The sequence below is a fragment of the Bacteroidota bacterium genome (genome assembly GCA_035506275.1).
Lineage (GTDB): Bacteria > Bacteroidota > Ignavibacteria > UBA10030 > UBA8401 > JAGVPT01.
Genome location: DATJPT010000008.1, coordinates 508,300 through 533,451 on the forward strand (window position 1 = coordinate 508,300; position 25,152 = coordinate 533,451).

A 25,152-nucleotide genomic window follows, 5' to 3' on the forward strand; every position below is an offset into this window, starting at 1 on the left:
CGTGGGGGCTATTCGAGCGGCAGATCCAAAATCTTGAATCTTCCCCAGTCGTGAAAATCGAAATGCCACCATTCCGTTTCCATTCTCCAGAAGCCGTGCCGTTCCATGACCTGTTGAAGTAGCGCCCGGTTCTTTAGGATCTTTCGGGGAAGTTTTTTGTAATTGCAGTGAGCTTTCTCGGTGAAACTATCGAACGGCGTCGGCATTGCAAGCTCGTTGCCGAGAGAATCGACGAGGGTCAAATCAACAGCCGCCCCTCTGTTGTGACGGGAGCCTTTGGCCGGGTTTGCGACGTACCGGGCATCGGGCACCGCCTCCCACAATTTTTTTTGAACAGAGAGAGGACGATATCCGTCGAAGATCTTCAAACCCAGTCCGCGCGTTTGCAATTCTTTTTGGACGGCGCTGAGGCTCTCGGCCGGCTCTCGCCGGAGCAGGCATTTTGCGACGGCATAAAGCTTGTGATGGGTAAAGTTATTTTCGGTCGCATACCGCAAATCGAGGACAATCGCCGGATTGACGGAATGAATGTCGACCAGTTCCTGGTTCTGTTTTTTTTGAGAAAGGGCGAGGGAGACGAGAAGCAGTGAACAGTAAGCAGCAAAAAGCAGAACTCTCACCGGGGTAGTGCTATGAATTTTTGGAGAGCCGAAAATCCAAAGCCTTTTCCCCCCATCTGCGCAAATCTGCAATCTGCGATCAATTTGCGTCATCAGCGTCATCACGAAACAAAGACCTTCGCGACCTCGAGCAGCATCGACGGCTTGTTCCACAACGCGGTGCGGAAGATGCCGCCCAGAGTCCGGTTTCCCTCCGAAAGCTGCAAGGCGCTGTCGCAAATAGAATTCAGCGTATCGTCGGAAAAACCGGCTATCGCCTCCTTAATAGTATAGAAGACCTCATGCCGCCAGCCGAGGCGCTTTTGCCACCGTTTTTCATACTCGATGAGGTGCGCCAGATCGCCGCTGGCAACGGCCTCGGCTGCAACTTCGCCGCCGATCATCCCTCCGATCATTCCGCTGATAATGCCTCCCCCCGAAACGGGATTTACCTGATGAGCGGCATCCCCGATAAGGATGACGTTATTGGCAACGATCTTGTCGCACGTTTTTGCACAGGGCACCCCTCCGGCGATATGGGTAAGAATGGCCGCCCTCGGGAATTTCTTCTCCATGAACTCATGCAGGAATTTTATCGCCGGCTTCTTCTTCGCTTCTTCGACGCTCAACCCGAGCCCGACATTTGCCGTATCCTTCCCTTTTGGAAAGACCCACAAATATCCGCCGGGAGAAACTTCGTCGCCGAAATAAAAATCGAGTACATCGGGCTCGACGTCGATGCCGGAAATCGTCATCTGAGCGCAGCTCTCCATATCCCGGATATGGCAGGTCGTGTCGATGCCCGCCCACTTGCCGACACGCGATTCAACGCCGTCGGCAGCGACGACCACTTTGCATCTGATATCGACCTTGACATCTTTGATCAGAGCGCGAACTCCGACAACGCCGCCATCATCATTCTTCAGCAGATCATACACATAGGCTTTTGTGACGACCTCGGCCCCTTCGTTCGCCGCAAGCTTTGCTACTTCATAATCGAAAATGCGGCGCTCGAGAACGTAGCCGGTTCCGTCAAGGCGCGGGACAACGCTTTTGCCGTTCGGCGCCACGAGCCGGAATTTCGTCACTGTCGAGGCGATCCATTTCGGGTTGGGTTCGATGAATTGGATGACTCCTTCATGACTCACTGCCTCGCCGCACCGGACAGGATACCCGACATCGCGGTCCTTCTCAAGCATCAACACCGACGCCCCTCCAGCCGCCGCGTACCGCGCAGCGGTCGATCCGGCCGGACCCGCACCGACGACGATGACATCATAATCCTGCTTCATTTCAGCGAATGCGCAAATTGAAGGTTATCGAGCGCGGAAATTTCCCTCGGAAGATCCTGGATGCCTTCGCGGTGAAATTCGATCACTTCCCACGGGCATGCCCACACGCACTTGCGGCAATTGGTGCAGCGCTCCTCGATGACCGCGATCTTCGATTCCTGCAGCTCGATCGCGTCTTCCGGGCACACGCCGACACAGCAGCCGCAGTAATCGCACTTGCCCGGGCGGATATAGATCATGAGAAAAGGTTTTGCCATGGGAAGGAAATTTCCGAAGGAAACATTATTTTATCGACAGAAGCTCGACCTCAAAAATGAGCGTTGCGTTAGGGGGAATGACTCCCCCTGCTCCCCGGCTACCGTATCCAAGCTCCGGTGGAATGAAAAATTTCGATTTGCCGCCGACCCTCATTGTGGCAACTCCGTCATCCCATCCCTGAATCACTTGTCCCACACCGAGCTTGAACGTGAAGGGTAGTTTGCGGTCGACCGAGCTGTCGAATTTGGTGCCGTCTTCCAGCCAGCCGGTGTAATGAACAGTGACCGAATCGCCTTTTTTGGGGGACGGGCCCGTCCCTTCTTTGATGATCTCGTATTTCATTCCCGTGTCAGTCACTCCTGTATTTTTCTTTGCGCATCCGGTGATGAACAACATTCCGGACAAAACAAGTGTCATGATTTTCATCTGAATCTCTTCCGATACTGACTTCAACAAAAATAGAGAAAAGATTCTTCACCTTCAACTGCCGAAGCGCTATCCCATTTGAAAGACCTTATTGAAGACAAATTCAAGCTGGAAGGTCTTCGAAGAGCTCCGGCTTTCAATATATTCAGCCACTTTTCTTAAACGATCGGGAATGGCCAATATTTTCTCCTGCGCTTTTTTCCCTTTCTCTTTAAGCTGGCAAAGCGCCTCCAAGCCCCACACTTTGATCAACGCTTCCACGACCGAAATATAATCCCGCGGACCGTAGATGCCGGATCGGCGCACGACGTCGGCATATTCATTAAAATTACGAAGACTGTGTCCGGGCATGTCAATGCTCGGCAGAATAACCGCCGCCGATGCCAGCGCTTCGTCGGGGTCGCGCTTGAGCACTTCCCCAAACACAGACCTATAGAACGTGTAGTGGCGCGCTTCATCCATGGCAATTGAATGAAGTATCTTCTGAAGGGTCGGCTCATACGTTCCGCACACCCTCCCCGTTCCGTCGTGCGATATCTGCGTGGCCCGCTCCTGCGCGGAGGTATAGACAAACACACGATACGGATCTTTGTCCCAATCAGGATCGAAGCCCGAACGAACATACTGGAACTGAGCCTTCTCCACCGCGGTAAAATTCATGATGCGCGAATCACGGCAATAATCTCTGATGACATTCCCATGGCGGTCCTCTTCGGCGGTCCACAAAAAATTCCAGTTCTTCCAGAATGAATCGTTGCCGAGATGGACGGCGATCAACCGATGAAAATGAGGGAGGCCTTCCTCGGTAATAAGATTAAGAGCAAGCGCAACCCGCGCGCTCAATGGAATCCCTTTCGCACGCTCACGAACCTGCTTCAGGTACAGATCCTCATTCGTCGTTTCATCAGCAGGAAGAAAATCGGAGGGAAACCAAAGTTCCCTTTTTTCCTCATGTTTTTTCATGAGATCTTCAACCACCGCTTCCATATCCGAGAGAACTTCAAATTTTGAGTCAAGCAAATGCGTTTTGTTCTTTTCCTCGGAAGATGAAGAATTTATCATAGGGAACCCTTGATGTATGGCACGTTGGAATGGGGAGGGAAAAAAAATCCATGCGTCCCCGCTCACTGCTAAGCCGTCAGAGCCGCCGGGATCGCATGGATTATAACCAAATTACAGAACGATTAATTCTGGTTAAGGATCGCGTCTTTTGCTGCTTTCGCAACACGGAATTTAACGACTTTCTTCGCCGGAATTTGAATGATCTCACCGGTCGCAGGGTTTCGTCCTTGCCGTGCTTTACGGTCAACCAGAACAAGCTTACCCACGCCGGGGATCGTAAATTGGTTTTTTGCCTCGGCATATGCAAGTGTCGCCAACTCTTCAAAGAAAGCTGTAGCCTGTTTTTTCTTCAGACCAAATTTCTTCGCAAAGTGGTCGGCAATCTGGGATTTTGTCATGGCCTTTGCCATTGGACGCTCCTTGAATTAGTTAATTGATGATTGATTATGTGAAATAGTAAATAGAGTCGCTAAGAGATTAAGACTCATAGCCCAAAAACTTAGCCGAAATATAGGGAAATGGGAATTTAAAAACCAAGCATTATTTAGGAAAAATGAATGTTTTTTATGTCGACCGTAAAGTGCCGTTTTTTGCTTGTTTTGGCCATTTATAAAGAAATTTTACAAAAACCTAAGAAACAAATGCAATCAGGAACTTTTCGGAAATACCGGCGTGTTGTATTTTCATTGATAACGCCGGAACTCCTCATCTCATAATCTCACCAACATAAGGAATGATTCCAATGAGAAAATTGTATGTCGGATTGTTCGCTTCTTTATTTTTCCTTGCAAGCGCTTCAGTGCTGGCGCAGGACAAGCAGGATAAAATGGACATGTCAACGTCGCACACAATGAAAGGGTACCTTGTCGACAAAATGTGCGCCGTTGGAATGGCGAAAAAAGCTCCCGATGAAGCAATGGCAAAAGCTGCAAAGCATACAAAAAGCTGCGCACTCGAAGAAAGCTGCCAGGAGAGCGGCTTTGGATTGATGTCAGGCGGGATGTGGTACAAATTTGACGACAATGGAGATAAACTCGCCCTTGCTTTGTTGAAGAAGACGGAGAAGGAGAAGGAGATCATGGTATCCGTCACCGGAACACACGACGGAGATATTTTCAAAGTAACCTCGCTGAAAGAGGTGAAATCTAATGGTGCCAAAAAGACCACAAAGCCGGCTGAAACGAAACAAGGCGACATGAAAATGGATTAAGCGTTCGTGCTGAAATCATCAACTGAAAGTATCAAAGCCTCTTTGGCAGTCTGCAAAGAGGCTTTTTATTTCAGCGTGCAACCCCAAAGATATCGGTGTTATCGGATCCCCGAGTATATTCCCTCTTTCAAATTGATTGCAACCGAAATTAGCAGTATCTTACCGCAGTTATTACGGTGTTCGTCAACAAATTTCTAAATGCCGATGGTATTACGACGTGCAAGCATAGTTCTCCTTCTCTTTGTTAGTGCATATTGCCCTGCTCAAAACACTAAGGAAAACGCAGATTTTAAGCTTGCCCTCAATTTGTTCAACGATAAACTGTATGACCTTTCATTAGAGCAATTCAAGCAGTTCATTTCCACCTACCCCTCCAGCCCGCAAAGTATCGAATCGAAGTTCTACATCGCCCTTGCTGAACGGGCGCTGAAGAAAAACGACGACGCGCGCTCCGCATTCCAGAATTTCGCCTTGACGTATCCGGACCATCCGAGGGCTCCGGAGGCATGGTGGAATGTCGGCGAAATGTACAGCGATGCAAAAAAGTTCACGGACGCCGCGTCGGCATTTGAGCGGATCAAGATCTTTCAGCCGAAGAGCAAATTGGCGACGAAGGCGTTGTTGACGGCAAGCGAGTATTTTGAAAAGGCCGGCGATGCCGATAACGCCAAGCGATGTCTCCGATCGCTCATCAGCGATTACCCGACCGATGAATTTGTGACTCCCGCCCATCTTCATTTGGGAAAAATCTTCGTCAAAGAGAACAATCTTGTCGCTGCCCGCCAGGAATTGCAGCAAGTGACGGAAAGCGGCGCCGACAAAGGGACGATCGCAGAGGCCTCGCTGCAGTTGGCAGCGGTCGACGAGGCCAGCGGAAACCCGGAAGATGCGGAGCGGCTGTATCATTCCATCGTCGATGAAAAAAAGTCCGATATCGGCGTCAAAACTCTGGCGCGCGCCCGGCTCGAGCTCGCCCGCTTTTATTTCTCAGCGGGACGTCAATCGGACGCTATCGATTACTTCCAAAAATTATGCGCCGATTCCCTCAAGCTTCCGCCGGACATTCTTCAGCAATCATTGCTCGGCCTCGGGAACGGATATGCTTCATCCCGGGATTTCAAAAAGGCCGCGGACGCATTCGAGCGCGCGCTGGTCCATCCGGCAGATTCAACACTGATTGTCGCCGCGTACCTCGGAGCCGGAAAAGCTTATGACGAGCTGAAAGAGTATCGAAAATCATTTTTGGATTTCTCCGCGGCGGCGGACAAAACTGCCGGCGGTCCGGAAAAACGCTACGCGCTTCTTCGCGCGGCAACGCTGGCCGTATCGCTGAACAATGATGACACGGCAGTGCAATACTATAAAGAATGCCTCGATCGTTTCCCGAACGACGAAGAGGCCCCGGAGATTCTTTTCCGCATCGCCGAATTGACGCGGCTCCGGCTCAAAGAACCGCAGCAAGCGGTCGCCATCTATTCTTCTTTCCTTGTTCAATATCCGCATGACGAAAAATGCGACGATGCGGCATTCGGCATCGGATTATCGTACGAAGCTCTCCAGGAAACGCAGGAAGCGCTGAAGGCGTACGACAATCTCATCGCGATGTACCCGGCAAGCCCGTTGACCGGTCGGGCGATCGAAAGAAAGAATTTCATTCGCGACCATGAGTCTCCGGACAAAGAGCAAACGGTCAAACAGCTTGCGCTTCTTATCGGGGATTTGATCCTGGATAAGGAAAAATCGGGCCTCGCGATGAGATTGGGAGATATCTATCTTAACATCCTCCAGGATTTTCCTCAGGCGGCAATCCAGTACGAAAAGGCCGAATCGGTCGCGAAGGATTCTCTGACGCGGGAAGAGGCAGGGTACAAACGAACCGTGGCAATGTTCCGCCAGACCGAGGCCGATTCTTCGACCGGTCAGGCATGCCTCAATGCTCTGACCTCTTTTCTTGACAATTATCCGTCCGGACGCTTCAGCAGCATCGCCGCGTTCAACCGTTTTTCCCTCCAGATGAAGAAGGCGAACCTCGATGTACAATTGGCGCTCGCCGAACAATTCCTCAAGGACCGTCCCGCGTCGGAGTTCACTCCGCACATGCTGTTGACGATCGCCACGGCACAAAGAGAAAAGGGGCTCTTAAAAGAATCGATCGGCACGTACGCGAGGATCGCCAACGAATTTCCCCTCGCTCCGGAGGCAAACGAAGCGACCGCCCAGCTCGGAATCCAGCTTGCGCACTTGGGCAAGAGCGATTCGGCTTCGATCGTCTTCAGCAATTACCTCCGCGCTTTTCCGAAAGGACTGTTCAGCGCGGATGTTCTCTATGAAGACGGACTTCTCCTGACCCGCGAGGAAAAACCGCTGCTCGCTTCCACATCGTTCGAGCAGCTCCGAACAAAGTTCTTTTATTCAGCTCGCTCGGTCGATTGCATTGAACCGCTCGCCGAAAGCTATCAGAAGACGAATCAGTTTGACAAAGCAATAGCATTGTACCACCAGCAATTGGACCGGCTGACGTCTCCCCTTCACACAAGCTCAAAAGGGCTTTTGGAAATCATCTTCCAGCTCGGAAAAACGTACGATGCCGCGCACGATACCCTGAACGCGCGGAAGGAATATCTCGACCTGGTCAGCCGGGATGCTCGTTCTCCGGACGCTTCGGAAGCATTTGGCCGGCTGGCTGCCTTTGAGAAGCATAGCGGCAATACCGACGCGTCGATCCAGTTCTTTGAAAAATCCATTGCTGCCAAACGCACGGCAGCAAATACCGCGGAACTGGCCTCGCTCTATTTTGACAACAGTAACTACAAAAAAGCCATCGAGGAATATGAATCGCTCGAAGGGCTGCCCGGCGCTGATTCTTCGATGCTCAGGTCGGCCAAACTGAACGTCATTATTTCTCTGTATCGGTCGGACAACCGGAAAGAGATCGACCAGAAGATCGCAGAATTCCTAAGAACATACGGTTCTGACAGAAACTCCCTTGCCCTATTCGATTTCGAAAAAGCAATGGCGCTGTACCGACAGGAAGAGCCGGACCGGGCGCTGACAATACTAAGAACATTTCCCGCAAAGTACGATTCTGCGGAGATCCTTCCGCAGGCATGCTTCTGGATCGGGAAGATCCTTGAGACGAAGGAACTCCCTGACAGCGCTCTGAAGCAATACGACCGCGTCATGAGGACGTTCCCGCGTTCCCCCATTCTTCCGAAAGTTTATCTTGCGCTCGGCAATCTCTATTTCTTCAAGGAAAATTATGATGAAGCGGCAAAATACTACCGCCTCATCGTCGACAAGCCCGAACTCTCGCCGGATGTTCTTCCCTTTGCAATGAGCAATCTCATCGAGACATACAAGGAGCTTGCCCTGTACGACGGCGCATTGGAATTGACGCGGACGTTCATAGAAAAATATCCGAACGATGAATCCATCCTCGACAAAAAGGTCGACCTCGGCGTGCTCTATCAAAAGCTGGGATATTATGACCAGGCGATCGTGCAGCTTCAGGCTCTCCTGGAGACAACGAACAAGGATTTTGAATCCGAGATCCGGTATTACCTCGGCGAATCGTATTTTGAGAAGGGCGAATACCAACAGGCGATCCTTGAGTTCCTGAAGGTCCCCTATCTCATCACCAAAAAAACAAAGATCGATTGGACTCCGAATTCTTACTACATGTCCGCCCAGTCGTATGAAAAAATGGGGAAATTCGACCAGGCGCTCAACATGTACCAGCAGATCATCGATAAGCCGGGGATCGACCCTGCGTTCAAGACCGCAGCTCAGAAAGAGATCAATCGCGTGAAAGCCGCGGTCAAAAAAGAAAACGAATAACGTACGCGGAGCAGCCATGTTCGAGAAAGAAACCGAACAACTCATCGCCACGGTCCGCCAGGCGACCATCGGCGACTCGAAAGCCATCGGGTTACGGGAGATCTTCGAATCGAATATCCCGTCGAACGTGAAAGTGTTCTTTCGCGCAGAAGTTGAGTGGATGCTCTATAGCGACGAGAAGCCCCAGCCGGGTTCGTCGAAGTTCAACTATGACCTCCCCGAAATTACGATGCTGAAAGAGCAGATCAACACCCTGCTCGTTCACAATTTTGTTTTCTCAAAAACGGATTTTGAATCGACGCTCGACAAATGCGTCCATTTCACGCTGAACTATCTCTGTCGCCCCCAATGGACGCTCAACAGTTTTTTATTCGAAGACGCTGTGCGGGCTTCGACAGGACAGATCCTGATCAAACTCCGGTATTGCCGGGACTATGCGTACTTCCCCGATATCCTCCGCCGCTACATTCAGCAGCGCACGGTCGGAGAGATGACGCTTGAGGAAGGAAGAAACCTCGTGGCGAGAATCGATGCCGAGGTGCTGAAAAATCACTCCAGCGCGGAACTCGCAAGGATGACCCAGCCGCTCTACGATTTTATCGGGTATGCGCGCTCCCACACCATGAGCGCAACCGCAAGAACGGTCCCGACGCGGGCGTTGATGTATTTTTTTGAGGATAAGAAGATGGGGGCAATGCATGAACGGCTGTCACGCGAACGGGAAGTGAACAATGTCAAGGAGATGAGCTACGGCCAGCTTGTCAACCTTCTTGAAAAAGTTAAGACGGGGGACGAGCACGCGCACGTCATCGACGAAAATGCGGAGCCGTTGCCGGCGCATGATGAAATTTCATTCGATCTTCCTTCGCTCCCGCTCTCGTTTCAGGATGCGGGGGACCCGCCGCAGAAGCCGATCGAGCCGCCAAGACCGACACCCCCTCTATTCTCGCTCGAAGAGGAGAGGACGATCATCAAGCATGTCTTCCGGCAGAACGAAGAACAATTCCAGGCAGCGGTCAAGGAAGTCCTTGCCGCGACGACATGGGAGGAGGCGGCGCTCTCCATCGATCATTTCTTCCTCATGAACGACGTCGAAGCGTTCACGAAGGAAGCCATCCTCTTTACCAATAAGGTGCAGAGCAGATTTATCGAGCAAGAAAAGAATAAATAACGGAAATTCATGTTTATCGATTCGGCAAAAATTTTTGTGCGCTCCGGCAGCGGCGGAAACGGCGTCATCCACTGGCGGCGGGAAAAGTACGTGCCGAAGGGGGGACCGGACGGAGGCAACGGCGGCAAGGGGGGAGATGTCATCATCCGTGCTGAAAAGCAGCTGACCACTCTGCTTGACTTCAGGTATAAGCGGCGGTACATCGCGCAAAATGGGAACGCCGGCGAAGGGTCGAACATGGAGGGACGCTCCGCCCCCTCCGTGCTTATTAAGGTCCCGTGCGGGACGATCGTAAAGAACGGAATGACCGGCGAGATCATCGGCGACATGGTCGACCACGGCTCCGAGATCGTCGTTGCGCGGGGGGGACGCGGCGGGAAGGGAAATTCGGAATTTGCAACATCCACCAATCAGGCGCCGCGCATCTGCACCCCGGGGGAAGACGGAAAAGAATTGAACCTCGACCTTGAACTGAAGCTCCTTGCCGATGTGGGTCTTGTCGGTTTTCCAAATGCGGGAAAGTCGACGCTGATCTCCAAAATTTCTGCCGCCAAGCCGAAGATCGCCGATTACCCGTTTACAACGCTTGTCCCGAACCTCGGGATGGTCTATTATCAGGAAGGAAAGAGTTTCGTCGTTGCTGATATTCCGGGACTCATCAAAGGGGCGCACGAAGGTAAAGGCCTGGGCACACAATTTCTCCGGCACATCGAGCGGACAAAAGTTCTCATCTATCTGGTTGAATGCATCAGCCCGGACCCAAAGAAGGATTTCAGCGTACTGGCCAATGAGCTGAGATCGTTCAATAAAGACCTCCCAAAGAGACCGACGCTTGTCGCTTTCACAAAACTCGACATTGCCGATGCTACCCTTCGGAAATCGCTGAAAAAAATAAAATTCCGAAAAGGCATTTCGGTGTTTCACATCTCGGCCGTGACCGGCGAAGGACTTGACGAATTGGTGACGGGAATGTGGAACGCGCTCCAGAAGAAAAAATAAGCTGCGGGCGGCACGCAAGGCCAGTGGACCTCCGATGCCGGAGATCCACTGTGCCCGCCGCGCAGTGAAATGCTTTACGTTGAAATTCACTCCGTTTCTTAGTAGATTCATCCCTAATGAAGCCATCCAAACGCGAATCGGATTTTACCGCTCCGGAACGGCTCGACAATGAGACCGAGTTCGACCATGCGCTTCGTCCTTCGGCTTTCGAGGATTTTGTCGGGCAAAAAAACATTGTCGACAACCTGAAAATCTTCATCGCTGCGGCGAACCAACGGAACGAACCGCTCGACCATGTCCTGCTGACCGGTCCTCCCGGCCTCGGAAAGACTACGCTTGCGTACATCATCGCGAATGAAATGGCGGCGAACATCAAGATCACGTCAGGCCCGGTGCTGAACAAGCCAGCCGACCTCGCCGGCGTACTGACAAATCTTGAGGAAGGTGACGTTCTCTTTATCGATGAGATCCATCGTCTCAATTCAGTGGTGGAAGAATATCTCTACTCGGCGATGGAAGAATTCCGGCTGGACATCATCATCGATTCCGGTCCCAGCGCTCGGAGCATTCAGCTTTCCCTTCCGAAATTTACGTTGGTAGGCGCCACAACGCGCGCCGGACTTTTAACGGCTCCTCTTCGCGCACGCTTCGGCGTGACAAACAGACTCGATTACTATCTTCCCGCTCAACTTACGGCAATCATCAAGCGCTCCGCTGCTATCCTCAACATCGAAACTGACGAGGGGGGAATCGCAGAGATCGCGAAAAGGTCGCGCGGCACCCCCCGCATTGCCAACCGTTTGTTGAAACGATGCAGGGACTTCGCAGTGGCTGACAGGAAGCTTGTCCATCACCGCAATGTCGTCACCAGGGAGGTTTCCGAGTATGCCCTCCGCGCTTTGGAGGTCGATGACCTCGGGCTGGATGAAATGGATAAACGCATCCTCCGCACGATCATTGAAAAATATGACGGGGGCCCGGTTGGCGTTAGTTCGCTTGCCGTTGCCGTCGGCGAGGAACCGGGAACCATCGAAGAAGTGTACGAACCGTTTTTGATCCAGGAAGGGTTCATCAAACGAACGCCGCGGGGCAGAGAAGCAACCTCCATCGCCTACAAGCATTTCGGCATCGCCAAAAAGACGTTTGTCCAGGAAAACCTGAATTTGTAAACAACGCGTAAGGGTGGTTCGCATGGCGCTCGACAAAGATCTGCAGTCGGTCCAGGAAGTCAGGGAACTCTTGACAAAAGCGAAAGAGGCACAGCTTGCGTTCCGCGCCTACTCGCAGGGGCAGGTTGACAGGATCGTCCGGGCTATGGCGGACGCCGGATTTGCAGAGGCCGAGCGGCTCGGACAGTTGGCGCACGAAGAGACCGGTTTCGGCAAGCCCGCGGACAAAAAAAAGAAGAATGAATTCGCGACGAAACGCGTGTATGAATCGATCAAGGATTTGAAGACCGTCGGCGTGATTCACGAGGACGGCGAGAAGCACGTTGTGGAGATCGGCGAACCGATGGGAGTCGTAGCAGCGCTCATTCCTTCCACCAATCCCACCTCCACGGTCATGTTCAAGGCGATCATTTCCGTGAAGGGGCGCAACGGATTTGTCGCGAGCCCGCACCCGCGTGCGGCACGGTGCACCGCAGAAGCAGCCCGCGTCGTTTCCGAAGCGGCGGAACGGGCAGGAGCACCGCACGGCTTGATCGCCTGCATGTCGATCCCTTCGATCGAGGGAACGAATGAATTGATGAAGCATAAGCTGACCGCCGTCATCCTCGCCACGGGGAGCAATCCGATGGTGCGGGCCGCGTACAGCTCCGGCAAGCCCGCTCTTGGCGTCGGATCGGGGAATGTTCCCGCGTTCATCGAACGAACCGCGAACATCAAAAAGGCTGTCGCCGATATCGTCTCGGGAAAAATGTTCGATTGGGGAGTTCTCTGTTCGACGGAATCCGGCGTCATTGTCGATTCGCCGGTAAAAACGCAGGTCGTCGAAGAATTTAAGAAACTGAAGTGCTATATTGTCGCCCCCGACGAAAAAGAAAAACTGAGCATGACGATGTTCGATCCCAAAGGGGCGATCAATCCCGATATTGTAGGAAAATCTCCCGCGTTCATTGCGCAAAAAGCCGGCTTTGCCGTCCCCGCGGACACATCATGCTTGATCGCCGAACTCGCTGCTGTTGGAAAAGGACACGCGCTTTCGCGTGAAAAACTCTCCCCCGTACTGGCAATGTTTACAGTTGACGGCTGGCGGGAAGGATGCGAACGGTCGATCGAGATGCTGGAGTTCGGGGGACTCGGGCACACGATGGTGATCCATTCATCCGATCATGACGTCATCATGAAATTTGCTCTTGAGAAACCCGCATGCAGAATTCTCGTGAACACACAGGCCGCGCTTGGCGCTGTCGGGAATACCAATGAACTCCTCCCTTCGATGACGCTCGGCCCCGGAACGTTCGGCAGATCGATCATCTCGGAGAACGTTTCTGCAAAACACCTTATCAACATTAAACGGCTTGCGTTTGAGACAAGGCCGATTAATAAGGAAGATGGGCCAGCGACGAAGAGTGAGAGGGGTATCCAGAATCCAGAGTACAGAATACAGAAATCAGAAGGCAGAATTCCGGATACGGATCAAGCCTCGCCGAAAGCGACTCATAGCTGGATGGAGGAGATCGAGGAGCGGATCCGGTTGAAAGCGGGAAATCAGCCGGTGCGCGAACAACAGCACCCTGAAAAACCGATCCTCAAAGAAGAAAAGAACGATGCGAAGTACGGGACCGGCATGACGCTGGATGATGTTGAACGCGTGATGAACGATTTTAAGAAATAGGTAAGCCTTGGGCGTGAAAAACTGCTACTGTTTTTGCACCATCTTTTAACTTTTTGATCTTTCATTTTTACTTTCTTGAAAAAGCTTCCCCGCTCTTTTTACACCCGCTCCCCCCTCCTCGTCGCTCAAGACCTCCTCGGAAAGATCCTCGTCCGGAAAATTGGAAAGCATGTGTTTTCGGGAAAAATCGTCGAGGTTGAAGCATACCGCGGCGAACTAGACCCAGCGAGCCATGCGTACCGGGGAAAGACCAAGCGGAATGAAGTGATGTTTCGTGAAGGGGGCTTCTTATACGTCTACTTCACTTACGGGATGCATTTCTGTGCAAATGTCGTGACCGGAAAAGCAAATAAGGGAGAGGCGGTGCTGATCCGCGCCCTTGAGCCGATCGAGGGAATTGAGGATATGAAAAGAAACAGAAACATGCCACCAGACAAAGAGCCGATGTACAGTCTAACCAATGGACCGGCAAAATTATGCCAGGCGTTGGACATTGACGGTGGAAATAACGGAACCGATCTACTCGGAGAAGAGATCTTTCTTACCGAAGGTAAATCACTCTTGAAATCAGCTACCGGCACTTCGACGAGGGTCGGGATTTCACGCGGCAAGGAGAAGAAGTGGCGGTTTTTCATTAAAGGAAACGCGTGGGTTAGCAAGAAATGAAGCCGACGTGACGATGAGGACCCCACAGCGCTAGCTGTCCCTCCCCCCATTCCCCTTATCTGTTTTTACCGAACGAATCCCCCATGCAAATACCGGCGTCAACATCAAGAGAAGCGACAGAATGAAAACCATCCAGTTGAAATGGGCTGGAAGTTCTTCGGTGACCGCCCCGCTCCCTTTAAGGAGGGCCTGCAGTGAGTGATCCAAAAAAACAACCAATGCAAGAATCATCCCGCAAAAGGATAAGACCCAGCTAAACCTTCCAGCGTTGGCCTTCGCATCTCCGGTATTGCTCCTTTGAAGAAAGGTTCCGATCACGATCAGCACCAAGGAGACGAGGATCGGCGACAGCACCGGACCCCACCACGGAAGCGGAATCAGAAAGAGAACGTCCCAATCAAAAATCGTATGCGGCCAGCCGACGATGATTTTCAGGAAGAGGTAGTAAAAGATATCCCAAATGCCGAAGGAAATCAAAAAGAATCCCAGTCTGCTTTTTGCCGATATCCCTGCCAGCCAGCCGACGGCTGCGAGCATTGCCAATGTTGCTGCTTCGCGGATTATTTCAACTGAGCCAAAGGATGCTGCAATGGGCAATGGCGCAAGCTGGTAAGGATCGACCCGATGCACCAGCGTCCGTAAATACGCCACCGTTGCCGATTCGACCCATGCCATGGCGATCGAAAAAATGAGAATCGCTGCGATGCGAGCTGATGTACGTCTGATCTGCTCTGTCATCGGGCGGCCGAGTGAGACCTATGCAGGAGGAGACGAACGCAGTAGAGCGCCACTAATGCTGCTACGACAAAAGGAATGGTGATCAATGATCTCATCCTGTGCAAAAATATATTCGCAATCATCCCAGGATCCTTTCATGCACCCTTGTTATTCGTAATGGAACTGCCCGCCGAACCGAATCTCGCCCGATGAGATCCTGCGATGAATTGACCGAGGTACGAGCCGCCGAACGCAGGAAGAAAAGCAATGAGCGCGCCGAATCCTTCAGGGACGATCGTTCCCCAATGGTCCGTTGCAATGATCCACATGAATTGCCCTAATGGAACGAACGCACCGAGCAGCAGCGCATGTTTCCATACTTTTTGAGGCATGACAAAACCGATAAAGAACCCGAAGGCGAGAAGAAGCAGCACCACGAATTGCGGTTCCGTCGAATTGAGATCGACGAACCCCGCCAACCAGCCGAGAAACAAGGAGGCCATTGTTCCAAACCGATTCGGCCTAAAATATGTTATAACGACACCTGCGAGAAAGATGACGAAAAGCATGTTGAAACCTACAACGGTGAATAAGAGCTTTGCCGGCATATCGTTCTCCCGATTGCTGATGATGAATGCAGGTTTACCTGCATTGTTTAATCAATCTCTCCATGGCGTCGATGTGCTCGGAAAACGCTTTTTTTCCCGTTTGAGTTATCGAATACGTCGTGAGCGTTTTCTTTCCCACAAATTCTTTTTCAATCTTGACGTACTTTTTCGTTTCAAGCGTCGCCATATGCGCGGCGAGGTTTCCGTCGGTAAGGTTCAGCATTTTTTTCAGGGAATTGAAATCCATGGAATCGTTCGCGGCCAGGATAGACATGACCGCCAAGCGAACACGGTTGTCGAAAACTTTGTTGAGATTACCGAAAAACTCTTTCACTTCTCGTACTTGATATACATGATCGTTCCGTACACTATATGAAGTACGCCGAAACCGATTCCCCAAAGGATCAGGCCGAACGAAAGCCATACCGAAGCAGTCAGTCCCAGCACAATTTCACTCATCCCGAGATAACGGATCTCCCGCAGCGTGTATTTGCTGGCATTGAGGAGCGCAAGGCCGTAAAAAATCAACATCGACGGCGCGATTAATAGGGGGAGATCGTGGTAGAGCAGGATGAGACAGAAAAATCCCCCGGCGGCAAGGGGGATAAACAGATTGAATAACAGCGATCTTGTCGTCGAACTCCACAACGGAAGCTCTTTTTTCCGGGCCATCCGAACAGAGAAATAGACAGCGAGGAGGAGAGCGACGATCAAGGTCACGGCGGAACCGGCCAAAAAATATACCGTCATGCCGGTTGCTGCCCCCCCTCTTCCCGCTGAATCGACCATCCACTGGGCTGCCGCCGCGGCAGCAATTCCGACGAGACCAGTGCTGACTCCGGAGAGACCGCTCAAAGAAAGGAATTTCGACGACTGTTCCATCATGAAACGGATTTCCGAAATATCTCTCAGGCGATCATCAAGGGAGGCCATACGCGTTATCGTTTTGGTGGAAGAAGTACACCCGTTCGTTAACTATAGAATACAAAGCACTTTGCACTACAAAGTTAACGGAAAAGTTTGTTTTTGTCAAGCGTTTTTTTACGGAAGGAGATCAGATTTGTCCGAGATGACAGGCCGAAAATATCCCCTGCTGCTCCGAGTGCAAGGCTGGCGAAGCCGACGATAGTCCCCCACTTGAAGGTGCATCACGGCTACCCGCCGGAAGCGGCGCAGATCACCGCCGGAGTTCCTTCGTATAGGTGCCGCAATGAATGGCTGTCCGAAAATTACAGCTGCTTTCCGCCGCGGCATTGGGATAGAGAAGTCTTTCGACCCCGCTTATAGGCTATGGTCCAGGGCATTGCGAAGGTCGTAAATGATGTCCTCCGGTTTCTCTAACCCGACCGAAAGCCGTATGCCCCCCGGGTCGATGCCGCGTTTCAGCTGCTCTTCAGCCGGGATGCTCGAGTGCGTCATTGAGCCGGGATGCTCGACGAGCGTCCTGATCGAACCGAGACTGACCGCAAGCGTTATCGTGTACGATTGCCTCGCGATGAAATTGACGATCTTGTCGGCCCGGCGCTTGCGTTCTTCCGGAGATTTTCCTTTCGGAATAAAATAGAGAAGGGTCCCGGGGGCGAAGGTCCCGTCATACGACATCATCTGAGCGCGGGCAAGCGATCTCTGAGGGAATGAATCCAGCCCGGGATAACTGACGGTGCCGATTCGTTTGTCGTGCTCGAGCGCTTCGGCGACCTTCTGCGTAGAGGCTATTTGACGGCTGAACCGCGTTGCAAGCGACGGCAGACCGTAGACGAGGATCGGCCATGCGCTCTTCGTTGCAAGCACTCCGCCAAAATCCTTTCGGTATAACATGAGCCGGTCGTAACTCCACTGAGGGCCGATCACCACGCCTCCCATATCGGTACCAAAGCCGCAGAGCCCTTTTGTCAGCGAGTGGACGACGAAATCGACGCCGAGCGAAATCGGCCGCTGGCAGAACGGTGTGGCGAAGGTATTGTCCACGACGGTGAACAGGCGATGCGAATGTGTCCGATGCGCATTGTGCTGTTTGGCAATTTCAACGACCTTTTGAATGTCGATGAGATCCATCGTCGGATTGACGGGCGTTTCAAAATAGAGCATCCTTGTTTGAGGAGTAAGAGCTTTGCTCAACGCTTTGAGATCGTTAAAATCAACCCATGTCACTTTGATCTTGTACCGCGGATACCAATTCTTGAACAGCGAATAGGTGCAGCCATACAGCATCTTATGCGCGATGATCTCGCTTCCGGTGCCGGCAAGAATTCCGCAGACCGCGGAGATCGCCGCCATACCGGTCGAGAAGGTGATCGCACACTCCCCTTCCTCTGCCATCGCGAGATTCTCTTCCAAAATTTCTTTGTTCGGTTCGCCGAGCCGATCATAAATATAGATCGGCGCTCGGGATTTCACTTCGAAATCCTCGCCGTGATGAGCAAACTCGATGAAGCCCTTCGCCCCGCGCTTGGTTGTATCGAGCCGGTAGGTCGATGATGAGGACAACGGCGGAATCAGATGATGGCTGTAGTCCCATTTCGACGTGAACGATTTTCCGTAGATGAGCCGGGTTTCAGCGGCGTATGTTTTTTTCTTTGATTTCATTTTCATGGGGAGCTCCTTTCAGGGTTCAGCCGCGAAGAAAGTCAAACGTTCTTGGACTTCCTGAATTGGCAGATGATGCCAAACGGGATTCCGGACGGCAGTATTCTTAAAAGAACGAAGAATTTTCTAATTTCAATAAGAAACGGGGGGATGAGTGCGTGAGGACCATTGTGATCTTTCATGATGGAAATAGAGCCGTTTTTCGCCCCCTTCGACCATGCTGAACAGAGATGCCCGCCGTTCAGTAATTGATTACTTTGCCTCCTTTGAAAGCAAGTTTCGTACCAGAACCAACAATGTATTTATTCGTCTTTGGAAAGCCTTGTCGTATTGAGGGGAGCTTCAAAACAAAAGGCCGCACGAACGTTCATTCGGGCGGCCCATTTTTCTCAGAACTTGTTATGACTATTTATTCGCCCGGGCGGCAAGCTGACGATCCATCATGATCAAGCTCACGGGAGATTCACCCACCATTTTCAACTGCTCAAGAACATCGCCCGCGCTCTTTTCTTCTTCGAGCTGTTCCGTGATGAACCATTCCAGCATGATTTGCGTCGGATAGTCTTTTTCCTTGATCGCCAGTTCATACAACTTATTGATCATCGCTGTGACCTTCTGTTCGTGCTCAAGCACCTGTTTGAACACATCGGCGGGAGATTTGAACTTCGCGTGCGGTTTGTCGATCGCCTCCAGCTCAACGTGGCCGTTCCTTTCTATCACATAACCGTAAAACTTCATCGCATGGCCGTACTCTTCCGTGCTCTGGATCTTCATCCAGCCAGCAAAACCGGGCAAGTTGGACTCGGCGCAGTACGTCGACATCGCAAGATACAAGTAGGATGAATACAGCTCTTTATTGATCTGAGTGTTTATAGCATCCTGTATCGCCTTGTTCAGCATAGTGTTTCCCTTTCCCTTGATGATTTTTATGGTAGCAAACCGATCAATCCAATATAATCAATTCCTCTATCGAAAGCATCACGCCCAATGGACGAGCCCCTGTTTCAACGGGTTATCGATCTGCGGATTTCTCGGGAGGATGCGGACGGTATATCCATGGCGCCCGCTCGACTCCGACGTGATGGTGCCTAAAAAGGTATAGACATGTCCTTTGGGTTTTCCGGAGGCCGCCATCGGAAGGACGACCGGATCGACGATATCACCGTCCAAGTTCAGCGTCCCGTGGTACAACTCCACAGTGACATCATCAGGAGCCAGCGCGCCAAGATCGATCGCAGCATTGACGTTGAGCGACTCGCCCACCTTCATTCCCCGGAGTTCGTCCGACTTGACCTCCACAATTTTAATAACGGGCCAGTTTTGTTGGACCTTCGATCTCCAAGCCGCCAATGATTTTGAGCCGCTCAGTTTGTTGTCGGTGAGTGAAGCGAATCGGCTGTGGGCGGGAAGGTAGTATTCCTCCGCATACTCTTTCACCATTCGATTCGTGTTAAACACCGGGCAGATCTCGCGCATCGATGTTTTCATCTTGCTGATCCACGCCCGCGGCAAGCCGTCGGTACCGCGGCTGTAAAAAAGAGGAACGAGCTCTTGTTCAAGGAGCTTGTAGAGCGCGTTCGATTCGATTTCGTCCTGGTATTTTTCATCGTCATAGACCTCCCCCTGACCGATCGCCCACCCGGTATTGACATTGCACGCCTCCACCCACCAGCCGTCAAGAATGCTCAGATTGAGAGCGCCGTTGACCGCCGCCTTCATCCCGCTCGTTCCGCTTGCTTCGAGAGGACGCCGTGGTGTATTGAGCCAGACGTCCACCCCCTGCACAAGGTAACGGGCCACCACCATATCGTAATCCTCAATGAAGACCATGCGGTGCCGAACTTCCGGCTGCCTCGCAAAATGAATGATCTCCCGGATCAATTCTTTTCCGGGATTATCGAGCGGATGAGCCTTTCCCGCAAAAATAAACTGTACTGGCCGGTCTTTGTCGTTGAGAATTCGCTTCAACCGTTCTGCATCGCGGAGAAGAAGGGTCGCTCTTTTATAGGTTGCATAGCGGCGTGCAAACCCGATCGTCAGGGCGTCCGGATTGAGAATCTCCGACGCCTGCGCCACCTCGGTACGCAACGCACCGCGCGCCTCGAACTGGTCCCGAAGACGCTGACGCGCAAACGCAACCAGCCGCTCGCGCCTCCGTTCATGTGTCCGCCATAGTTCCTCATCCGGAATCCGATGCACAAAGCTCCAGAGCGCGCTTTCGGTGACGTCCTCCTTCCACCGCGGACCGAGATACCGCTCGAACAGGCCGACCATATCGCGGCTGACCCATGACGGAACGTGAACGCCGTTCGTGACGGAGCCGATCGGAGTGTCGTTCTCCGGAATGCCGGGCCACACATTTTGCCACATCGCCCGCGAGACTTCACCGTGCAATTTGCTGACGCCGTTGCTGTAGGCCGACATCCGCAGGGCCAAAATGGTCATGCAAAAATCTTCTGCATCGTTGTTGATGTCTCCGCGGCCCAATCCGAGAAATTCCTTTCTGGAAATTCCGAGCGCCCCGTAGAATCCCGAAAAATATTTATCCATCAGCGGTGTGGAAAAATAATCGTTCCCCGCGGGAACGGGCGTATGAGTCGTGAAGACGGCCCCGGCGGTCGCGGCTTCGCGCGCCTCGGCAAAACTGATGCTGTTGTCGATCATCAGCTGACGGCATTGTTCAAGCGAAAGGAACGCGGAGTGCCCTTCGTTCATGTGGCAGACCGTCGGTCTCATCCCCATTGCACCCAATGCACGGTACCCGCCGATGCCCAGCATGATCTCTTGTTTGATCCTCAATTCGCGGTCGCCGGCATAGAGCTGGTCGGTGATGTCCTGATCTTCCTGTGAATTCACGGGGATATTCGTATCCAAGAGGAATACAGGAACTCTTCCAACCTGCACGCGCCACACCTGCGCGTGCACATTTCTTCCCGGAAATTCGACAGAAATGGTCACCGGCTTGTCGTCTTTGTCCTTTTCGATCTGAATCGGAAGCGTATAAAAGTCATTTTCGGGATTCCGTTCCTGCTGCCATCCATCCACGTTTAAATACTGGATAAAGTATCCCTGCTGGTAGAGCAGTCCGACGCCAACAAGGGGAATGCCAAGGTCGCTGGCTGCTTTGATGTGGTCGCCGGACAGTATCCCAAGCCCGCCGGAGTAATTCGGCAGGCACTCGGTCAGTCCAAACTCCGCCGAAAAATATGCGATCGACGGAGTGCTCCCCTTCCCGTATTTTTTCTGAAACCAGCTCGAGCTGACGTCGAGGTATTGGCCGTATTTTTCCCACGCCCGGTCGAGCTCGCCGAGAAACGCATCGTCATGAGCGAGAGAATTCAATTGCTGCTGTTTGATCGATCCAAGCATGAGAACTGGGTTATGGCGGGACGCTTCCCATAGGTCGGCGTCGAGGCGCATGAACAATTCGAGAAGCTCGTGATCCCAGACCCAGATAAGGTTGTAGGCGAGTGCGTAAAGTCGTTGGAGCGCTTGTGGGAGTGAAGGGGAAACGGAATAGGTGAAAATTGGACGAGTCATAAATCCTCCATCGTCAGCATTGAAGGTATCAAAGAAAGGGAACAACGGACGCTACTTAAATTCCTCCATGGGAACGCCGTCGACCGTGCCGGGATATTCTACCTTAAGAAGATGAGCAAGCGTGGGAGCGATGTCGACGGTGTGGACCTCGCGCTGTATACGGCGCGCCTGTATTCCGGGAGATAAAATGATTATCGGCACATGGGTGTCGTACCTGTAGACCGAGCCGTGAGTGGTTCCCCTCGGGCTGGCTTCCACAAGGCAGTATTCACAAAACCGGATTTGAAAATCTTCGCCGCGCGGCGGATAATAACTTCGCCGGAACAGATCCAGGTACGGACGGGCGGGCGCACCCGGATCCATTAATTCGCGGCGGAAGTACACGTCGGCAATTCCGTCAATGCGGCGCAACGCTTCGCCGGCACGGTGTTCGAGCTCAAGACTGTCCTTTCCTGCACGGGCGGCAGCGGCATAATTCAGAAATCCCCTCGACTCAAAGATCGCCTCGGTCATTCCCCACTCCTTCTGCAGCTCATGATCGACCGAATCGATTTCCATTTTAATTCTGGAGGATAGAATGCGGCGGGCTTCCTGGTGTTTTATCTGAACAAGAAATTCGGGGAGCGGCATAACGCCGTGATCGGCGCTCAACGCTATCAGCACATGGGATGAGCCAACGGCGGAATCAACCGCAGAGAGGAACGTCCCGAGCGCGCGGTCGAGACGAAAGAGATGGTCCATGATCTCATGGCTGTTCGGACCAAAAGCATGTCCCACGTAATCGCAGTCAGACAAACTCAAGCAAAGGATATCTGTAACGCCGCGCTGGCCCAGTTTCTCTGCATCGACGGCCTTTCGAGCAAAATCCAGCACGAGCATGTCGCCATAGGGGGAAGTAAGGATCTGCTCATTCTTTTTCGACGCCGAAAACTTGTGAGGAAATGACGACGAAGAATCCCATTTCGCTTCTGCCCCGAATTCATCAGGACCTTCTTTGGTGTAAATGCTGTCGGGCAAAAGCTTTGTCCACGCCGCGGGGACGTTCCGGTCTATCCAATGTGAATTGTTGAAGTTGCGCACCCATTCGGGCACGTGCAGCGTGTAATACGCTGACGTCACCATGTGGCCACTTTTTTTGCTGTACCAAAACGCGTAGTCGGGATGCTTCCCCCCCATTAAAATTGCCGCGCGGTCTTTTCCTGAGGCGGCAATGACCTTTGAGCTTGGGGACGCTCTCTTCAGCCAATCGCCGAGCCCTGTTACAAGAAGATTATTCGGCGACGAACCTCCCCCTTCGCCGTCGACGGAACCAGCAGCCGTGTCCTGTACGCAATACTCCGATGCGCGTGCGGAAGGGCCAATCCATTCGTTATCGATGATGCCGCTCTTCATCGGATACGTGCCGGTGCTGAGCGACGCATGGCCAGGGCACGTCACGCTCATTGCATAATTGAGGTTCGCGTTTGAATAAAACACCCCGTCGGTAGAGAGCTTTTTGAAGCCCCCTGCAAAATACGGGGCAAACCTTTCAAAATAATCTTCACGCATCTGATCAATAGAGATGAAGATGATCAACCGGGGCGGCTCGGCGGCTTGTACTCTGCCACCAGCAGCCGTTAAAACTACGAAGATCAAAATAAGACGCGTGAAGATGATTTTCATCTGACTTTTTTCTCCTGAGGTGCGAATTCCATGTTACGCCAGTGTTAACGACTGACGTTGGTGCAAGATACGATAAAGTTAGAAAGATAGAAAGAGCTATTCCAAAAAAGCATTTTATTTAGTATCTTCATCAATCGATAATCAACTCTCCATAACCAACTTTTAATTTCCTATGCGCGTGCGAACCCTTAAAGCCTTGTTCCTCACCGGAAGTCTCTGGATGCTGGTCACGTTCCAGCTGGCATCCCAGCCGAAATCGGTCACGATCCTTCACACGAACGACATTCATGCGAATTTTATTCCCCATGAAGCAACATGGGTAAGAGAAACGCCTAAACCGATGATCGGCGGAATCAACGAACTCTCCTTTGCGCTCGACAGCATCAGGAAAATCAACAGTGCAACGCTCTATCTCGATGCCGGCGACGTCATGACCGGCAATCCGATCACGGAGTACGAATACAAAGGAGCGCTCGGCGGGGCGTTGTTCGAAATGCTGAACATGATGAATTGCGATGTCTGGTGTCTCGGGAACCACGATTTCGACCTCGGCCAGAAGAATCTCCTTCAATTGACGACCATCGCCAAATTCCCGACCGTGTCTGCGAATGTTGTAAACGACAAGGGAGAATACCCCGTCAACAACAAGCCGTTCGTCATCCTCGAAAAAAACGGGCTGAAGATCGGCGTCATCGGCGTCATGTCCCAGGGGTTATACGGGCTTGTGAATCAAACGATGCTTGTGGGGATCAAAGTGCTTTCGCCGGTTGAAACGACTCAGAAATACATCGACGAGCTTCTCCCCAAAACGGATTTGATCGTTGCGCTCAGCCACGAAGGAGTCGAGGATGACTCGGTTCTAGCGATGAAGGTGCACGGACTCAACGTGATCGTCGGCGGACACTCTCACACCAGGCTGAAAAAGCCGAAATTCGTGAATGGCGTCATCATCGTCCAGACCGGCTCCTACTGCGAGAACCTCGGCGTCCTCGACCTGACGGTCGAGAACAAGAAAGTGACACAATACAACGGGCAGCTTATCCAATTGTGGTATAACGGCTCGCGGCCGAAAACGGCATTATCTTTGTTCATTGACTCCGTTCAGCACGGCATTGAAAAAGATTACAGCCAGGTCCTCGGAACGCTTAAAGAAGACTGGATCCGCGACGACAACAATGAATCAGGGATCGGTGATTTTCTCGCGGACGCGCAGCGCGAAGCGGCTCATGCCGACGTCGGTTTTATGAACGACGCCGGCATCAGGAAAAACGTCTCTGCCGGCCCGGTGACAAAGCGCGATGTTTTTGAGGTCCTCCCGTTCCGCAATATCCTCACGACCTTTCAGCTGACCGGCGCCGAAATGAAAGCGATCGTATTGAATTATATCGAGAGACACTTGAAGATTCAGACGTCGGGAATCCGATGCGAATGGAAACAAACTCCCGACGGAAAGACAGAAATTGTGAAGCTGGAAATCAACGGCAAGCCATTCGACGAATCGGGAACCTACATCGGGGCTGCGAGCGATTATTTTGTCGGCGAAGCGCGGCATTATCTCGGTATTGAAATTGCCAAGCCGGTCTATCTCCAGGAGACCGTCTTTGAAGCAATAGAGAAAAAAGTGCAGGATGAAAAAATCATCGACTCCAAGGTTGAAAACAGATTCAAGGAAGACAAGTAA

General features: G+C 52.2%; 22 protein-coding genes. 8 read left to right on the forward strand and 14 right to left on the reverse strand.

Translation table 11 applies throughout. The annotated features are described in order from the left end of the window. Positions 1-8: 8 nt before the first annotated feature. The 6 genes from ddpX to VMF88_07555 form a co-directional block, all read right to left on the reverse strand. Positions 9-620, reverse strand: coding sequence for a D-alanyl-D-alanine dipeptidase (ddpX, locus tag VMF88_07530; protein HTY10907.1), 612 nt, complete (start codon positions 618-620; stop codon positions 9-11). 101 nt (positions 621-721) lie between these two features. Further along, positions 722-1,891, reverse strand: a complete 1,170-nt coding sequence (locus VMF88_07535; protein HTY10908.1) for an NAD(P)/FAD-dependent oxidoreductase — start codon at positions 1,889-1,891, stop codon at positions 722-724. Continuing rightward, the gene (locus VMF88_07540; GenBank protein ID HTY10909.1) at positions 1,888-2,148 is read right to left on the reverse strand and encodes a 4Fe-4S binding protein; all 261 of its coding nucleotides are present in this window, start codon (positions 2,146-2,148) and stop codon (positions 1,888-1,890) included. Before VMF88_07540 ends, VMF88_07535 begins: the two co-directional genes overlap by 4 nt. A gap of 25 nt (positions 2,149-2,173) precedes the next feature. Then, positions 2,174-2,545 (reverse strand): FKBP-type peptidyl-prolyl cis-trans isomerase, encoded by a 372-nt coding sequence (locus VMF88_07545; GenBank protein HTY10910.1) that lies wholly within the window; start codon positions 2,543-2,545, stop codon positions 2,174-2,176. 99 nt (positions 2,546-2,644) lie between these two features. Then, a complete protein-coding gene (locus VMF88_07550) occupies positions 2,645-3,637 on the reverse strand; it encodes an acyl-ACP desaturase (GenBank protein HTY10911.1) in 993 nt (330 codons plus the stop codon). 122 nt (positions 3,638-3,759) lie between these two features. Then, on the reverse strand, positions 3,760-4,047 hold the full coding sequence (locus VMF88_07555) for an HU family DNA-binding protein (GenBank protein ID HTY10912.1): 288 nt from the start codon (positions 4,045-4,047) through the stop codon (positions 3,760-3,762). 332 nt (positions 4,048-4,379) lie between these two features. Here VMF88_07555 and VMF88_07560 point away from each other — a divergent pair, with 332 nt between their 5' ends. From VMF88_07560 to VMF88_07590, 7 genes are all read left to right on the forward strand, one after another. Next, complete coding sequence (locus tag VMF88_07560; protein HTY10913.1) at positions 4,380-4,847, forward strand: hypothetical protein; 468 nt, start codon at positions 4,380-4,382, stop codon at positions 4,845-4,847. Between the two features lie 204 nt (positions 4,848-5,051). Next, on the forward strand, positions 5,052-8,684 hold the full coding sequence (locus tag VMF88_07565) for a tetratricopeptide repeat protein (protein HTY10914.1): 3,633 nt from the start codon (positions 5,052-5,054) through the stop codon (positions 8,682-8,684). Positions 8,685-8,700: 16 nt separating this feature from the next. After that, positions 8,701-9,855, forward strand: a complete 1,155-nt coding sequence (locus VMF88_07570) for a hypothetical protein (GenBank protein ID HTY10915.1) — start codon at positions 8,701-8,703, stop codon at positions 9,853-9,855. A 9-nt stretch (positions 9,856-9,864) separates the two neighbouring features. Next, positions 9,865-10,854: a GTPase ObgE gene (gene obgE / locus VMF88_07575; GenBank protein ID HTY10916.1), complete on the forward strand. Its 990-nt coding sequence runs from the start codon at positions 9,865-9,867 to the stop codon at positions 10,852-10,854. 116 nt (positions 10,855-10,970) lie between these two features. Then, positions 10,971-12,023: a Holliday junction branch migration DNA helicase RuvB gene (gene ruvB, locus VMF88_07580; GenBank protein ID HTY10917.1), complete on the forward strand. Its 1,053-nt coding sequence runs from the start codon at positions 10,971-10,973 to the stop codon at positions 12,021-12,023. Between the two features lie 22 nt (positions 12,024-12,045). Continuing rightward, positions 12,046-13,692, forward strand: coding sequence for an aldehyde dehydrogenase family protein (locus tag VMF88_07585; GenBank protein HTY10918.1), 1,647 nt, complete (start codon positions 12,046-12,048; stop codon positions 13,690-13,692). Positions 13,693-13,767: 75 nt separating this feature from the next. Continuing rightward, positions 13,768-14,358: a DNA-3-methyladenine glycosylase gene (locus VMF88_07590; GenBank protein ID HTY10919.1), complete on the forward strand. Its 591-nt coding sequence runs from the start codon at positions 13,768-13,770 to the stop codon at positions 14,356-14,358. Positions 14,359-14,388: 30 nt separating this feature from the next. Here the strand turns inward: VMF88_07590 and VMF88_07595 are convergent, their stop codons facing one another. The 8 genes from VMF88_07595 to VMF88_07630 all read right to left on the reverse strand — a co-directional run bounded on the left by VMF88_07595 (position 14,389) and on the right by VMF88_07630 (position 23,471). Continuing rightward, on the reverse strand, positions 14,389-15,096 hold the full coding sequence (locus VMF88_07595; GenBank protein HTY10920.1) for a hypothetical protein: 708 nt from the start codon (positions 15,094-15,096) through the stop codon (positions 14,389-14,391). Between the two features lie 134 nt (positions 15,097-15,230). Next, the gene (locus tag VMF88_07600) at positions 15,231-15,683 is read right to left on the reverse strand and encodes a hypothetical protein (GenBank protein HTY10921.1); all 453 of its coding nucleotides are present in this window, start codon (positions 15,681-15,683) and stop codon (positions 15,231-15,233) included. A 34-nt stretch (positions 15,684-15,717) separates the two neighbouring features. Further along, positions 15,718-16,017, reverse strand: a complete 300-nt coding sequence (locus VMF88_07605; GenBank protein HTY10922.1) for a transcriptional regulator — start codon at positions 16,015-16,017, stop codon at positions 15,718-15,720. After that, positions 16,014-16,616 carry a hypothetical protein gene (locus tag VMF88_07610; GenBank protein HTY10923.1) on the reverse strand — a complete coding sequence of 201 codons (603 nt, stop codon included), beginning with the start codon at positions 16,614-16,616 and terminating at the stop codon, positions 16,014-16,016. Before VMF88_07610 ends, VMF88_07605 begins: the two co-directional genes overlap by 4 nt. Before the next feature lie 348 nt (positions 16,617-16,964). Then, on the reverse strand, positions 16,965-18,275 hold the full coding sequence (locus VMF88_07615) for an aminotransferase class I/II-fold pyridoxal phosphate-dependent enzyme (protein ID HTY10924.1): 1,311 nt from the start codon (positions 18,273-18,275) through the stop codon (positions 16,965-16,967). 399 nt (positions 18,276-18,674) lie between these two features. Beyond that, the gene (locus tag VMF88_07620) at positions 18,675-19,169 is read right to left on the reverse strand and encodes a ferritin (protein ID HTY10925.1); all 495 of its coding nucleotides are present in this window, start codon (positions 19,167-19,169) and stop codon (positions 18,675-18,677) included. A gap of 78 nt (positions 19,170-19,247) precedes the next feature. Next, positions 19,248-21,809, reverse strand: a complete 2,562-nt coding sequence (glgP, locus tag VMF88_07625) for an alpha-glucan family phosphorylase (GenBank protein ID HTY10926.1) — start codon at positions 21,807-21,809, stop codon at positions 19,248-19,250. Positions 21,810-21,860: 51 nt separating this feature from the next. After that, positions 21,861-23,471, reverse strand: a complete 1,611-nt coding sequence (locus VMF88_07630; protein ID HTY10927.1) for an alkaline phosphatase family protein — start codon at positions 23,469-23,471, stop codon at positions 21,861-21,863. Between the two features lie 172 nt (positions 23,472-23,643). Here VMF88_07630 and VMF88_07635 point away from each other — a divergent pair, with 172 nt between their 5' ends. Next, entirely contained in the window at positions 23,644-25,152 is a 1,509-nt protein-coding gene (locus tag VMF88_07635; GenBank protein ID HTY10928.1) for a bifunctional UDP-sugar hydrolase/5'-nucleotidase, read from the forward strand.

What these genes read in the sequence shown, in the direction of transcription:
- VMF88_07535 (HTY10908.1), bottom strand. Translation starts at nt 1,891, where the DNA reads ATGAAGCAGGATTATGATGTCATCGTCGTCGGTGCGGGTCCGGCCGGA.
- VMF88_07540 (HTY10909.1), bottom strand. Translation starts at nt 2,148, where the DNA reads ATGGCAAAACCTTTTCTCATGATCTATATCCGCCCGGGCAAGTGCGAT.
- VMF88_07545 (HTY10910.1), bottom strand. Translation starts at nt 2,545, where the DNA reads ATGTTGTTCATCACCGGATGCGCAAAGAAAAATACAGGAGTGACTGAC.
- VMF88_07550 (HTY10911.1), bottom strand. Translation starts at nt 3,637, where the DNA reads ATGATAAATTCTTCATCTTCCGAGGAAAAGAACAAAACGCATTTGCTT.
- VMF88_07555 (HTY10912.1), bottom strand. Translation starts at nt 4,047, where the DNA reads ATGGCAAAGGCCATGACAAAATCCCAGATTGCCGACCACTTTGCGAAG.
- VMF88_07560 (HTY10913.1), top strand. Translation starts at nt 4,380, where the DNA reads ATGAGAAAATTGTATGTCGGATTGTTCGCTTCTTTATTTTTCCTTGCA.
- VMF88_07565 (HTY10914.1), top strand. Translation starts at nt 5,052, where the DNA reads ATGGTATTACGACGTGCAAGCATAGTTCTCCTTCTCTTTGTTAGTGCA.
- VMF88_07570 (HTY10915.1), top strand. Translation starts at nt 8,701, where the DNA reads ATGTTCGAGAAAGAAACCGAACAACTCATCGCCACGGTCCGCCAGGCG.
- obgE (HTY10916.1), top strand. Translation starts at nt 9,865, where the DNA reads ATGTTTATCGATTCGGCAAAAATTTTTGTGCGCTCCGGCAGCGGCGGA.
- ruvB (HTY10917.1), top strand. Translation starts at nt 10,971, where the DNA reads ATGAAGCCATCCAAACGCGAATCGGATTTTACCGCTCCGGAACGGCTC.
- VMF88_07585 (HTY10918.1), top strand. Translation starts at nt 12,046, where the DNA reads ATGGCGCTCGACAAAGATCTGCAGTCGGTCCAGGAAGTCAGGGAACTC.
- VMF88_07595 (HTY10920.1), bottom strand. Translation starts at nt 15,096, where the DNA reads ATGACAGAGCAGATCAGACGTACATCAGCTCGCATCGCAGCGATTCTC.
- VMF88_07600 (HTY10921.1), bottom strand. Translation starts at nt 15,683, where the DNA reads ATGCCGGCAAAGCTCTTATTCACCGTTGTAGGTTTCAACATGCTTTTC.
- VMF88_07610 (HTY10923.1), bottom strand. Translation starts at nt 16,616, where the DNA reads ATGGCCTCCCTTGATGATCGCCTGAGAGATATTTCGGAAATCCGTTTC.
- VMF88_07615 (HTY10924.1), bottom strand. Translation starts at nt 18,275, where the DNA reads ATGAAAATGAAATCAAAGAAAAAAACATACGCCGCTGAAACCCGGCTC.
- VMF88_07620 (HTY10925.1), bottom strand. Translation starts at nt 19,169, where the DNA reads ATGCTGAACAAGGCGATACAGGATGCTATAAACACTCAGATCAATAAA.
- glgP (HTY10926.1), bottom strand. Translation starts at nt 21,809, where the DNA reads ATGACTCGTCCAATTTTCACCTATTCCGTTTCCCCTTCACTCCCACAA.
- VMF88_07630 (HTY10927.1), bottom strand. Translation starts at nt 23,471, where the DNA reads ATGAAAATCATCTTCACGCGTCTTATTTTGATCTTCGTAGTTTTAACG.
- VMF88_07635 (HTY10928.1), top strand. Translation starts at nt 23,644, where the DNA reads ATGCGCGTGCGAACCCTTAAAGCCTTGTTCCTCACCGGAAGTCTCTGG.